At 64.0% G+C, this 12,847-nt stretch carries 12 protein-coding genes; 5 read left to right on the top strand and 7 right to left on the bottom strand.

All coding sequences use genetic code 11. The annotated features are described in order from the left end of the window. Positions 1 to 2 precede the first annotated feature (2 nt). A complete protein-coding gene (locus BLT92_RS11980; protein WP_092105917.1) occupies positions 3 to 611 on the bottom strand; it encodes a TetR/AcrR family transcriptional regulator in 609 nt (202 codons plus the stop codon). Further along, positions 608 to 1,909 carry a glycosyltransferase gene (locus BLT92_RS11975; RefSeq protein WP_092105916.1) on the bottom strand — a complete coding sequence of 434 codons (1,302 nt, stop codon included), beginning with the start codon at positions 1,907 to 1,909 and terminating at the stop codon, positions 608 to 610. The genes BLT92_RS11980 and BLT92_RS11975 overlap by 4 nt, the downstream gene beginning before the upstream one ends. A gap of 161 nt (positions 1,910 to 2,070) precedes the next feature. On the opposite strand from BLT92_RS11975, the gene BLT92_RS11970 reads away from it, so the two are divergent. After that, positions 2,071 to 2,844, top strand: coding sequence for an isocitrate lyase/PEP mutase family protein (locus tag BLT92_RS11970; RefSeq protein WP_092105915.1), 774 nt, complete (start codon positions 2,071 to 2,073; stop codon positions 2,842 to 2,844). A 102-nt stretch (positions 2,845 to 2,946) separates the two neighbouring features. Further along, positions 2,947 to 3,708 (top strand): VOC family protein, encoded by a 762-nt coding sequence (locus tag BLT92_RS11965; protein ID WP_092105914.1) that lies wholly within the window; start codon positions 2,947 to 2,949, stop codon positions 3,706 to 3,708. Positions 3,709 to 3,715: 7 nt separating this feature from the next. Here the strand turns inward: BLT92_RS11965 and BLT92_RS11960 are convergent, their stop codons facing one another. Further along, positions 3,716 to 5,839 (bottom strand): RecQ family ATP-dependent DNA helicase, encoded by a 2,124-nt coding sequence (locus BLT92_RS11960; protein ID WP_092105913.1) that lies wholly within the window; start codon positions 5,837 to 5,839, stop codon positions 3,716 to 3,718. Between the two features lie 62 nt (positions 5,840 to 5,901). Beyond that, complete coding sequence (locus BLT92_RS11955) at positions 5,902 to 6,381, bottom strand: hypothetical protein (protein WP_092105912.1); 480 nt, start codon at positions 6,379 to 6,381, stop codon at positions 5,902 to 5,904. Between the two features lie 183 nt (positions 6,382 to 6,564). On the opposite strand from BLT92_RS11955, the gene BLT92_RS11950 reads away from it, so the two are divergent. Then, positions 6,565 to 7,164, top strand: a complete 600-nt coding sequence (locus BLT92_RS11950; protein ID WP_092105911.1) for a TetR/AcrR family transcriptional regulator — start codon at positions 6,565 to 6,567, stop codon at positions 7,162 to 7,164. 12 nt (positions 7,165 to 7,176) lie between these two features. On the opposite strand, the gene BLT92_RS11945 is transcribed toward BLT92_RS11950, so the two are convergent. Continuing rightward, positions 7,177 to 8,106, bottom strand: a complete 930-nt coding sequence (locus BLT92_RS11945) for an ArgP/LysG family DNA-binding transcriptional regulator (protein ID WP_231938796.1) — start codon at positions 8,104 to 8,106, stop codon at positions 7,177 to 7,179. A 69-nt stretch (positions 8,107 to 8,175) separates the two neighbouring features. On the opposite strand from BLT92_RS11945, the gene BLT92_RS11940 reads away from it, so the two are divergent. Beyond that, positions 8,176 to 8,775 carry a LysE/ArgO family amino acid transporter gene (locus BLT92_RS11940; protein WP_092105909.1) on the top strand — a complete coding sequence of 200 codons (600 nt, stop codon included), beginning with the start codon at positions 8,176 to 8,178 and terminating at the stop codon, positions 8,773 to 8,775. Positions 8,776 to 8,820: 45 nt separating this feature from the next. Here BLT92_RS11940 and BLT92_RS11935 read toward each other — a convergent pair whose 3' ends face one another. Then, positions 8,821 to 9,738, bottom strand: a complete 918-nt coding sequence (locus BLT92_RS11935; protein WP_157691433.1) for an aminoglycoside phosphotransferase family protein — start codon at positions 9,736 to 9,738, stop codon at positions 8,821 to 8,823. 130 nt (positions 9,739 to 9,868) lie between these two features. Between BLT92_RS11935 and BLT92_RS11930 the strand changes: the two genes are divergently transcribed. Continuing rightward, positions 9,869 to 10,591, top strand: a complete 723-nt coding sequence (locus BLT92_RS11930; protein ID WP_092109236.1) for an AAA family ATPase — start codon at positions 9,869 to 9,871, stop codon at positions 10,589 to 10,591. Between the two features lie 22 nt (positions 10,592 to 10,613). Here the strand turns inward: BLT92_RS11930 and BLT92_RS11925 are convergent, their stop codons facing one another. Next, positions 10,614 to 12,791: a YhgE/Pip domain-containing protein gene (locus BLT92_RS11925; protein WP_092105907.1), complete on the bottom strand. Its 2,178-nt coding sequence runs from the start codon at positions 12,789 to 12,791 to the stop codon at positions 10,614 to 10,616. Between the last annotated feature and the right edge of the window lie 56 nt (positions 12,792 to 12,847).

The raw sequence follows: 12,847 nt of genomic DNA, 5'->3' as shown, positions 1-12,847 counted from the left end.
GTTCAGAGGCTGCCGGCATCGAGAACTCCGCCCACTGCCGCAATGATCACCGCAATCGCGTAGTCTTCATCGGCTCCGGTCCTTGGCGAGTGAGGCGCTGCTGCGGCGCCGGTCATCTCGACGACCTTCGCCGCTGAGACACCGACCTGATCGGCTGAGCGCGCATATCCTGAGACCAGCTCGAGGAGCACTGCAATGGCCGCGTATCTGCGGCCGACTGGTGCCGGGTGCGAGTTCAGCAGCTCGATCGCCTCATTCGTCACCTCGCCGATCCGCGGCCCCATGGTCTGGGGAAGCACTCCGGTCGACAGCCAGGGGTGCGCCCTATAGAGCTCGAACAACCCAGCGGCGAATACGGCCAGATCAGCCTGCCAGGTCCCGCTCGCACGGACGATGTCCTTCTCCGCCAGCACCTCGTCGATCATGAGAGCAACGAGTTCGCCCCGATCACCGACATGTCGATAGAGGGCGGCCGGCGCGCTCCCGATCTCTGCGGCAACTGCCCGCATCGTCACCTGAGCAAGGTCAGCCCGATCCGCCACCGCGATGCCCGCGCGCGCAATGTTTGAGCGGTCAAGGCGGGCGGGCCTGCCCACTTTTCTCTGAGTCATGTCGACGCCTTTCCTCTCCGCTGCGAAGAATCAGCGATCCACCGTCTCAGCGGCAGAGTGCTCTCGCCCTGCTCGTTCTCGGCTCGCTCCAGAGAAATCGCCGCTGCACTCGCATCCCGATGCAGCTCGCTCGAACCGGTGGCCGTTTCCACGTTGAGGTGAAGCGCCCCAGGGGTCACCTTTCGACCAGAGAGGGCCGGAAGTCCGGCACCGAGACGGGTTGCGGTCCGCGCCCAGAAGAACTGATCCGTGTGCTGCGGAAGTGCGATACCGGGTATCCCGGCCCGCAGGCAGGCCGCGGTGATTCCCGCACCGGCTTGGTGGATCGTGGTCGCGACCTGCGGCAGCAGCCAGGAGTGGGGCACTTGGCCCGCGGTGACTACCCGGCCTGGAGCCGCCTCGGCGAGTGCGTGCCCGTTCGCGCCCTGGACGATGACACGGTGGCGAGTCGAGGACACGAATTCTGACAGTGCAGCCGATGCCCGACTCCCCTCGGCGATGCTGCCCATGGTCACGAGCACTGGAGGAGGTCCGGCCGCGAGAAAGTCCGAGAGCTCGGCTGGCGCAGTCCACCCCTCGTCCTCGACCGGCCACCAGAAGCCGTCGAGGCTCAGATGCGCAGGCCAGTCGCTGGGGCGCGGGAGAACGATAGGGCTGATCCCATGGTGGATCGGAATCCCGGCACGTGCCCGTTCGCGCAGGGATGTGCTGACTTTCTTCGCAGGCAGGCCGAGCTGTTCCCGGACCCGTGCCACAGCGGGGACGTAGGGCGCGGGTGCTCGCATCGCCAGACGACCGATCTGACGGTTGAGCAGCGGCCCGAAGTCGATCGCCGAGGCGATCATCGGCGGATAGGCCCGGCTCGGAGCGGAGGGCTGGAGCAGCGCTTCGGCCGATGGGATGCCGAGTGCTTCGGCGATGTCGTGACCGTACGGCGAAATGGGGTTGGTGAGCACCACGTCGATGGCGCCCGCTCGCACTGCAGTGAGGGTGGCTTCGGCGTGGTCCATCATGTATTCGCGCAGGTGGGCCAGATACCCTCGTGCGCCCGGACCCGAGTCACCGCCGGTATGGCCGGAGCCACCGCCGGCATGCGCCGAGTCACCGCCGGCATGTTGGGGAGGCGTGAGTGCCACCGTGAATCGTGCCGCCGTGCACCCGGCACTCTCGACCGCCGCCGCATAGTCAGCGTGAACGACCATGGTGACCGCATGACCATCGGAGATGAGGTCCGAGGCGATCCTCAGGGCCGGCGAGACGTCACCCCAGGACCCCGGAGCCAGAATGAGCACCTGCACGACTCTCCTCCAACGGATCCAGCGATCGCAAACGCATTTTGTAAACATTGTTCACTAAATGCTACCAGAGCCTGATCTTTCGGATGAATTAGTCTGAAACCTTCGGGTGAACTCGCCAGATTACTGGATCGTAGCCATCAATCGGTGGAACAGTATTGGACATGACCGATTTCTCTGTTCTTGCCGAACGCGCCTCCGCTCTCCTCGAAGCCCATCATCAGGACCGCCCAATCGTCCTGCCGACCGTGTGGGATGCCTGGTCGGCGCGCGCAATGGTCGGCTCCGGGTTCGAAGCACTGAGCATCGGCTCCCACCCTCTCGCGGACTCAGTCGGGTCTGCCGACGGTGAGGTGATGAGCCTCAGCCAGGCACTGGCGGGCATCGCCCGCGTCTGCGGGTCCGTGGATGTGCCGGTCACTGCGGATCTGGAGTCCGGCTACGATACCGAGGCACCTGATCTCATCGCCGGACTCCTCGAAGCCGGTGCGGTGGGCGTGAACATCGAGGACACGGTGCACAGCGAAGGGCGGCTGCGCAGCGCAGAGGAGCACGCAGAATACATCGGTGACCTGCGTCGCGCCGCCGAGGCACAGCGGGTGCACGTGGTCATCAACGCCCGCACCGACGTGTTCAAGAACCCCGGCGACTTCGCCGATACCACCGCCGAGGCGATCCATCGTCTGAACCTGTGCGCCGAGGCGGGCGCCGATTCCGTCTACCCCGTCAGGCTGCCGGACACCGAGACCCTGAAGACCGTTCTGTCCCAAGTCACTCTGCCGCTCAACGTCACGGCACACCCGGTCAAGGGCGCCGTCCCCGACGAACTCGACCTCTCCCAGCTGCAGGACCTCGGCGTGAAACGTGTGACCTTCGGGCCTCTGCTGCAGGCCACAATGCATGACTACTTCGCCGAGTTCACCAGGAACTGGCACTGACTGTGAACTGGCGCTGAGAGCATTCATGCTCGAGCGCATTGAACGAGCACAACGCCAGCCGCAATGATCACGCTACGTCAACCGCAATGATGAGGAGTCGCAATGCCTGAGAATCTTCGCGAAGGACAGCCCGTCTGGATCGATTACACCTGCCACGAATTCGAGTCCACGACGAAGTTCTACACCGAGATCTTCGGGTGGACGTTCGAGGATCAGGGGGCCGACTTCGGCCACTACCATATGATCACAAAGGACGGAGCCGCTGTCGGCGGAGCCATGCGTGCCATCAACATGGACGGCACTCCGAACCCGATGATCCCGGCAGCCTGGACGACATACCTCCACACCGATGACATTGCGAACACCTACGCCGCGGCACTCACCGCCGGGGCGGCTCCCGTCGCCGAGCCGATGTCCGTCGGTCCTCTCGGCCAAATGGCGGTCATCACCGATCCCACCGGCGCAGAGGTCGGCATGTGGCAACCGGGTGAGTTCAGCGGCTTCGATACCCCGCTCACGCCCGGAACTCCGGTGTGGTTCGAACTCATGACGCTCAACTATCCTGTCGCGCAGGAGTTCTACCGCAGCGTCTTCTCCTTCGACATTGTTGCGATGGAGGGCTTCCCGTATTCGACTCATGGCACCGAGGAGAATGCCGTGGCCGGCATCTGCGACGCCAGCGAATGGACCCAGGTGTCCTTCTGGCGTGACTACATCAACGTCGACGACGCCGATGCCACAGCAACGAGAGTCGCCGAACTCGGCGGCAAGGTGCTCGCCGGGCCGGAGAATTCGCCATATGGTCGCATCGTCACCGTTACCGATCCGGAAGGGGCGACGTTCCAGCTCCAGCAGAATCCGTGAGCGTGAGTCAGGCGCGCAGTGCCAAAGCGAACGGCAGCACCGCGGTCGCACCCGCCTGTCTGAGCAGGCGTGCGCCGATCGCCATCGTCCAACGGGAGACGACCTCGTCGTCGACGAGGAGCACCGCTTTTCCGGCCACGGCCTCTTCGACCTCGGGAGGGACGACGAAGGCGTCGTAGAGATCCTTGACCCGGAATGCGCTGTTGACATCGGGAGTGCCGTGGTCATGAACCTGCAGCAGTTGGCCGCCGTCGATGAGTCTGCCGGCGGAGGCCAGATTCGCCGCCAGAGATCTCACGGTCGCGGGTCGCCGGGCGCTCGGCACCGATACGACCACTTCGGGGCGGATCTCCCAGTCCCATTGGCCGAGCACTTCGAGGCACCATTTGCCGATCTGTGCGGGTACTTCCGCATCAGGGGCGTCCGGGGCGAGAAATGAACGCAGGGTCTGCCCTTGTCCCAGGTCGCTCAGTCGCGCGATCGCCCGGCCCTCGGCAGCCAGCTCCTCCGCTGGAATTCGGCCCTTGAGGGGGACGCCGATGTTGGCCATGCCGCTGGGCCAGGTGCTGCGCGGGTCGATGGGCAGACCGATGCGATGCAGAGTCCCTGCTGTCGCCTGCCGGTTCTCGTCCGAGATCTCGGCCGACCACCAGGCCCCGGCACAATTGTCGCAGCGTCCGCACGGTTTGGGGTCCGGGTCGTCGAGCTGACGAATGAGGAACTCCATCCGGCACTCACGGGTGGACTCATAATCGAGCATCGCCTGCGCTTCGGCAGCACGCACCGCCGCGACCTTCTCGTATCGTTCCTGGTCATAGGTCCACCCGCGACCGGTCGAGATATATCCACCCTTGATCTTGGTCACGGCATCCTCGACCTCGAGGGTCTTCAGCAGCAGCTGCAGGCGGGTGCGCTTGGTTCCGACAAGGGTCTCCAAGCGGGCGACGGACAGAGGGCCGTCCGCCTCGGCGAGGGCCTGGAGCACCGCGTTGGCATCAGTCTGGCTGGGCATCGATGCGGTGGCGAAGTAGTTCCAGATCTCCTGGTCTTCGGCCCCGGGCAGGAGCAGAACATCGGCGGAGTCCGTCGCGCGTCCGGCACGTCCGACCTGCTGGTAGTAGGCGACGGCGGACGCTGGTGCGCCGATGTGGATGACGAATCCGAGGTCGGGTTTGTCGAAGCCCATTCCCAGCGCCGAGGTCGCCACGAGCGCCTTGATCCGATTGTCCTTGAGTTGCTGTTCGAGTTCGGCACGCTCCTCGGCGTCGGTGCGGCCGGTGTAGGACCGGACCTCATGCCCCTGATCGCGCAGGATCCGCGTGATGTCTTCGGCGGCACTGACCGTGAGCGTGTAGATGATTCCCGAGCCGGTAAAGTCGCCGAGGTGCGAGCTCAGCCAGGCGATGCGTGCACTCGCATCGAGACCGGGCAGGACACCCAGCCGAAGGGAGTCACGGGCCAGCTCGCCACGGACCACGGTGGTATGCTGCCCGAGCTGTTCTGCCACGTCGGTGACCACGCGGGAATTGGCTGTCGCAGTTGTGGCCAGGACCGGGGTGTTTCCCGGCAGCTCGGCCAGGATGTGGCCGATGCGTCGGTAGTCAGGACGGAAGTCGTGCCCCCAGTCGGAGATGCAGTGCGCTTCGTCGACGACGATGAGGCCGAGGAAGGCCAGAAGCCGCGGGAGGACTTCGTCACGGAACTGGGGGTTGTTCAGCCTCTCGGGTGAGACGAGCAGAACGTCGAGGTTGCCTGCCCGAAGGTCATCGAGAACGGTGTCCCATTCAGTGACATTGGAGGAGTTGAGGCTGGCCGCGCGGACTCCGGCGCGTTCGGCCGCGGCGATCTGGTCGCGCATGAGAGCCAGCAGCGGGGAGATGATGAGGCTTGGTCCGGTGCCTGTGGCACGGAGCATTCTGGTCGCCACGAAGTACACGGCCGATTTGCCCCAACCGGTCCGCTGCACGACGAGAACCCGCTTCTTGCCGACGACGAGGTCACGAATCGATTCGAGCTGTCCGTCCCGGAACTGCGCGTCGGGGTTCGCGGTGAGCTCGGTCAGAATGCGCTGGGCTTGAATGGCGAATTCGTCGGCGTCGATGGTCGCTGCATTCGAGGTGGATTCGGTCATGGGTCCAGTCTAGATGTCGGGGCTGACGCGGCCGCTCGGCGCGACCCCCTCTGCCCGCTCCCTCACCGCAGGGCGACGTTGATTCCCAGGGTGGCGAGGACTCCGAAGAGCACGCCCCAGCCGATGATCGAGATGATCTGCCAGACGGCGACGGCATTGCGGTTGGCGCCGAAGCCGACCATCGCCGATGAGGTGATCTGGGAGGGCAGCATCGTCTGGCCCAGCAGCGAGACTCCGGGGACGCCGAACTTGTCGAACATGCGCTTGAGCCGCTGCCGCTTGTGAGACGGCTCGCCGTCCTTGACCTTGTTCTTCGTCGCCTTGTCGCGGATGGCTCCGGTGCCGTAGACGAAGGCGAGCATCGAGATCACGTTTCCGATGATGGCCATGAGGATGGCGACGACCGGATGCAGGCCGATCGCGACGCCGATGATGGCACCGAAATAGGACTCGACGAAGGGTATTGCGGACACGAGTACGATCCCCGCCCACTGCAGCCAGTCGGGGATCGAGTCGGCGAACCCTTGGATGCTTTCGATCATTTGGGGGCTCCATTCTCATCGGGGTGGAGTCACGGTCCAAGCGCTCGTGTGCAACGCTCGCGTGAAAAGCTCGTGTGAAGAGCTCGTGTGAAGAGCTCGTGTGAAGAGCTCTTAGCACAGTGTACTAGTACGTTGTACTATACATGAACAGGGCAATGAGGCGCGAGACCGAGAGGAGCACGAATGTCCCGACGCGATGACATCATCTCTGCGGCGATCCGCCTGGCCGAAGCGTCCCCGCCCGGACAGGCCAGCCTCAGCGTACGGGCGGTCGCCAAGGAGGCCGGAATCGGCGCGTCGACGCTGCGCCACTACTTCCCCACCCAGTCAGACCTGCACGAAGCGATCGCTCGCGGTTCCATGGACGTCGCGGTCAAGGACTTCTCGATCGCTGATTCCAGCCTGGACCCGGCCGAGCGTCTCTTCGAATGCTGCGCGCAGTTCCTCCCCACGCACGAACACCGCGATATGCAGCTCGAGCTGTGGTTCACGATGCACCTGAGCGCCCTCGGGCCCGATCGACGCGAGGTGTCCCGCCGACTCCTCGAGTACGGGCACGACTTCACCTACGCGTGTCTGCATCGCTGGCTCGGAATCCTCGCCGACGAAGGCCATATCGACCCCGCCGAGGCGGCCCCGTCTTCCATAGCCCTGTTCACGATGCTCGACGGGCTGGCGCTGCACTCGATCGTCACTCCAGAGCGGGTGACTGTCGATGCTGCCCTCGACCAGCTCAGGTGGCTGATCGCGAAGGTGCTCGAGCCAGCACCCGATCAGAAGTGATTGGCACGCTGATCACCTCATCCGAGCAGCGGCGCGGTGGAGAGCCTCGGTGAGGCGGCCGAGTTTCTCCGAGGCGAGGTTCCAATGGTGCCAATAGAGCGGGACATCGATGTTCGGCTCAGACGAGAGCGGCACGAGGTCCTTGCTGAGGCCCCCTAGTTGCGCGATGGGGATCAGCCCCCATCCGACACCTGCCTCGACCGCGGCCGCGAACTCCCAGGAGCTGGGCACCACCGACACCGGCGGAATCGTCTGGGTTCCGACTCGGCGAAGGTAGGTGAACTGCAGGTCATCGTCCTTGCCGAAGTTCACCATGGGCAGGGACCCAAGGTCCACCTCGGCGACCGATCCGACACCAACGTCCGTGCCGTACTTACTCAGCAGGCCCTTCGTGGCGACGGCGACGTAGCGCATCGACCCGAGCTTCTGCACCTGGGTTCCGTAGCCGCCGGTCTCCGCCGAGGTGATGGTGCCCAGCACCTCCCCCGACGTCAGCAGGGGCAGGGCCTTGTCCTGGTCAGCGACCTCGATCCGGATGACGGCATCATCCCATTCGGCCACCTCGGCGAAGATCGGACGGAACCACGTCGACAGGGAATCGGCGTTGACTCCGATTCGCAGCACCGTCGGCTCGCGTCTGCGCACGCCCGTGGAACTGTCTGCACCGATACCGTCGGGCGCGTCGATGTCGATGCCGTGCAGACGGTCCAGGGTTTCGGACTCGAGGAGCTCGATCTCCCGCGCATATCTGAGCACTGCCTCGCCCGCCTCGGTGACGGTGATGGGATTGGTGCGACGGATGAGCACCTGCCCGAGGCGGGACTCGAGGGTGCGGATGCGCTGGCTCGTCGCCGATGGGGTGACGCCGAGGACGAAGGCCCCACCCTCCACCGTGCCCTCGTCGACGACAGCGGCCAAGGCTTTGACATGATCAATGTTCATGAAGCCATTCTGCATCAGATGTAGATTGTGTTGTTTTTCTTATCTCCGTTCGAGTCATACTCTTTTCAGGTGCTCACTCATCTCATCAGCGGAACTCTTGCCGGTTGGTCGCTCATCATCGCCGTCGGACCACAGAACGCCCTTGTCCTGCGGCAAGGAATTCGACGCGAACACCTCGGCGTGGTCGTCGCCATCTGCATCATTGCCGATGTGCTGCTCATCGGATCGGGCGCGGTGGGCATCGGCGCGATCGTGGCCCTGGCACCGTGGGCGTTGGAGATTCTGCGGTGGCTGGGTGTGGCCTATCTGCTCTGGTACGCGTGGGGCAGCCTGCGCTCGGCGCGCGAGGCGACGGGGCTCCAAGCCGATACTCACCAGCGCAGCCTGAAGTCGGTCATCATGACCACGCTGGCACTGACTTTCCTCAATCCCGGTGTCTACCTCGACACCGTGGTCATGCTCGGCAATCTGGCGAATCAGCAGGGCCCCGGTGGTGTTGTGCCATTCACGATCGGGGCGATGTTCGGGTCGATCATCTGGTTCCTGGGCATCGGCTACGGTGCCCGCGGACTTTCGCGATATCTGGCTCGGCCGCGGGTGTGGCAGGTGCTCGACATCCTCATCGCGATCGTGTTGGTGTTCCTGGCCGCCAGGCTTGCGTTCGGTTGAGGACGCGCCGGCTCACGTTTGACGAGTCGCGGCTGCCGTGGCGAGCTAGACGATCGCGTCCCTGACATCGTCGCGCTTGAGCATCTGTGCACACCACCGGAAGTGACCGTCTTGGACGTCCGTGGCGAAGTAGGAGTGGGTGATCACTGCGTAGGCTGCGCGATAGAGACCATAAGCGGTGAGGTCGTGGCCGAATCGGGCGCTGAACGCAGCGGAGAGAGCTGTTTCGGATTGACGAGCGTTCGGCCCGTACATGTCGAAGCTGCTCGCGGCGATCGCTGCCTCGAACTGCGGGTCGCCGACAGTCGTCAGGAATCCGAAATCCACCACCCCTGCGACTTCAGCATCGTCTATCAGCACGTTGGCGGGGATCAGATCACCGTGGATCAAACATGCCGGCTCAGGCTCGGGGAGGTCTCGCAATCTGCGCAGAAGTGAGGCGAGCAGTCCGTCGATATCGTCGATCTCCTGACGCAGCAGTTTCGGTCGCGCTGCGAACCGCCGCTCAGCGAGTTCAGCCAATGACGAGCCGAAACTGCTTTGGCGGGAGAACGGCTTCTCTGAGGGGAGGATCGGCAGAACGCTCAGGTCCGATGCGCGCGCTTGTGACAGCCCGTCCAGCGCGTCGCCCATCAGGCGCGCTTCTTCGTCGGTGGCCCGGGGCGCATTCGGCAGTGCATCGGGTCGCAGCGGCCGCCCGGTCACCTTCTGTTCGATGGTGACAGCGAAACCGTCGTCTTCCAGAATTTCGATCGTACGTGAACAGAGGAAGGGAATCGGCGACGACTCCAATGCCGACCCGAATCGCAGCAATGGCTCGAGGTCTGACCGGCGCCGTTCGTGCCAGACCTTGGCAACTTCGTCGGCAGACAGATCAACAACTGTGCCTTCCATGCCTGCTCCGAGAACGTCGCCGGGATTCCACCCATGTCTATGCAGCAACGCGATTGCTCGCTCGTCCATGTGGTCAGCATATTTGCGAGCCGACTGCCTGGTCACGTCAACACTGACCTGCTGGTCTCTTTCACCTTCGCTGTCCACGACCGGGTGGGGCGCCCCTGTCGTGTCATTGCCGTCGTTTACATTCTTGGGTATGGACTCCCGGATAGGTCTGCCGCTGCGATCGGTGACCAAACATGCCCGCTCCCCACCAGAGCTCAGCCCCTGGCTGCGCAACATTCCTGCCGTCGGTGACCTACTCTCCGGCTTCGAAATCGAGCGCACCACCGTCCTCGTCGGCGAGAACGGCTCCGGCAAATCGACGCTCATCGAAGCCCTGGCCACTGCCATCGACCTTCCGCACGGGGGAGGTACGGGTTGGGAAGTGCGTGAGCACGCCGAGGCGGTTCCCGAATTGAGCGAGCACCTGCAGATCGTACGCGGTGCGGCTTCCAAACGTGGTGCCTTCTTCCTCCGTGCCGAGACCATGCACGAGAACATGGCCTATCTGATTCGGATCGGTGCCCTTCGCAGCCACCACTATTCGCAGCAGTCGCACGGCGAGATGCTCATCGAGATGCTGTCGGGACAGTTCATGGACTTGGGGCTGTGGGTCCTCGACGAACCGGAGAGTGCGCTGTCCTTCACCGCCTCGCTGACACTTCTGCAGCTCATCCGGGAGCGAGACCGTGCGGGGCTGCAGACCATTATGGCTACGCACTCCCCGGTCCTCGCTCGGGCTGAGGGAGCCAAACTCGTCGAGGTCGGCGAGTGGGGGCTGCGCGAGTCCGCGTGGGATCGGCTCGACATGGTCGACCACCGGCGGCGCTTCCTCCACGACCCCTGGAGGTACCTGCGGTATTTCGACAAGGATTGAGGGCCTCGGCGAGGGCTGAGACCTACAGCGTCAGGCTCGGGTGCAGCTGTGTCAGCGTGACCATCCGCTTCCGGCCGCAGACGAACACGGTTGCCACCAGAGCGATCGCGGTCATGAGCAACAGGATGACTGCTGACTGCGCGGCGATGAACATGTCCCCACCGGCGATCAGGGTCCGCAGGCCATTGACCGCGTGCGTCATCGGCAGGAACGGCGAGATGATCTGGAATATGCTAGGCGCCGTCTCCACCGGATAGGTGCCGCCCGCCGAGGCGATCTGGACCATGAGCAGAACGAGGGCGACCAATCTGCCGACACCTCCCAGAGCCGCGACGCAGAGTTGATGGACCGCGTGGAAACTGGCCGCCACGAGGATCGAGAACAGCAGAGTCCATATCCAGGATCCGGCGGAGAAATCGAGGGCGAAGGTGAGTACTCCGTAGAGCACCCCTACCTGGGCCACCCCGAACAGGATGCCGGGCACGTAGCCGGCCCAGGCGATGCGGGTGGTCTTCGCCGATGACATCAGTGCGCGATACGGGATCGCATTGATGACCATGTAGGTGATCATTCCGCCGATCCACAGTGCCAGGGCGACGAAGAAGGCGGCGAGACCCTCACCGTAGGCGTCCACGGCGTTGTCCTTGACCTTCTCGGCGTCGACGGGCATCGCGACGACGTCCGATCGGTTCTCACGGTCGGACTTGTCATAGGTCGGAATCTGCTTGAGGCCCTCGGCGAGTTTGTCGGCGAGTTCTCCCGAACCGTCGACGAGCTTCTTCGCGCCCTTGTCGAGCTCATCTGAGCCATCGGCAAGCTGCGAGGATCCGTCCTTGAGATCGGTGACGCCGGTCTTGGCCTGCTCGGTTCCGTCCTTGAGCTTGATGGCACCGTCATTGAGGTCACCGGCACCGTCGGCGAGGTCTCCGGCACCTTTGTCGAGCTTGATGAGCCCCGAATGTAGGTCGTCGGCACCGGTGGCCACCTTCTGCGCACCGTCATCGAGCTTGCCGATCTTCTTGTCGGCCTCCTTGATCTTGTCCATGACGTCATCGACGGCATTCTTGACCGGATCTTCGAGGTCCTTGGCTTCGTCGGCTGCCTTCGAAGCCCGTCCATGGGCTTTGTCGAGATCCCCGCCGAGCTTGTCCATGTCGTCGGCGAGCTTCGCCACATTCGGATCGTCGGGATAATCCTCGCGCAGCTGCGCGACCCGCTTGTCCATATCGCCGTTGACCGTCTTCCGTGCCGAGTCGATGTCGTCTTCGGCCCGATCGAGCTTGGGTCGCGCCCCGTTGACGAGGTCGTCGGCCCGGTCGCGCAGGTCTTCGGCCTTCTCCGTAGCCTCGTCTGCAGTGTCACGCAGCTGCGAGGTTCCATCGGCGACCTGGCCCGCACCGGTCGAGAGCTTCTTCGCACCGTCCTTGGCCTCGGTGGTGCCCTTGGCCAGCGTGTCAGCACCGGTTTTGAGGTCTCCGCTGCCCTTGACGAGCTTGCCCGCACCGTCATCGAGGTCGCCGATGCCGGTCTTCAGCGTCCCGACCCCCTTGTCCAGGGTGTGTGCACCGTCGGAGAGCTCACCCGTGCCGTCGTGCAGGTCGACCGCACCGTCGTTGAGCTGGGAGGCTCCGTCGACGGCCTTCTCCGTCGAGGAGTGGATATCGTTGAAGCCGAGGTAAACCTCGGAGACGTACTCGGCGGTGGTGGTCTCGTTCAGCCCCGATTTGATCTCGTTGAGGATGGTTCCGGCCATCTGCCCCACGATGAAATTGTGGGCGTCGTCGGTGCGCAGGTTCAGCCCGGCCTGCTCCGGGTCGTCTCCCCCGGTCGAGACGAGTCGCTGGGAGAAGTTCGACGGGATCTCGAGGACCGCGAAGTACTTGCCTTCGGCCAGACCGTCATTGGCCTCCTTCAGCGATGTCTCCTGCCAGTCGAACCCTCCTTCACCCGCCGGGGTGATCTGATCGACGAGCTCATCTCCGGCGTGGAGCTTCTCACCGTCCGAGTTCGGGCGCTCGGCGCCTTCATCCGTGTTGACCACAGCAGCCTGAAGCTTGTCGAGGTTATCCGTCGGAGCCCAGTTCGATGCCAGATACAGACCGCCGTAGATCGCGGGGATGATGGCAACGACGATGATCGCCAGGCGAGTGATCGTGTGCCGTTTGAAACGGCTGAGTTCGAGCCAAGGCAGAGAGAACATCGAAAAACACCTTATTGTCGTCGAAGAATTCGGAAGCTGGTGGAGGCGGGGGACGG

The sequence above is a fragment of the Brevibacterium picturae genome (genome assembly GCF_900105045.1).
Taxonomy (GTDB): Bacteria; Actinomycetota; Actinomycetes; order Actinomycetales; family Brevibacteriaceae; genus Brevibacterium; species Brevibacterium picturae.
The sequence above is the reverse complement of the archived record's forward strand: the minus strand, read 5'-3'. Positions and strand labels throughout refer to the sequence as shown.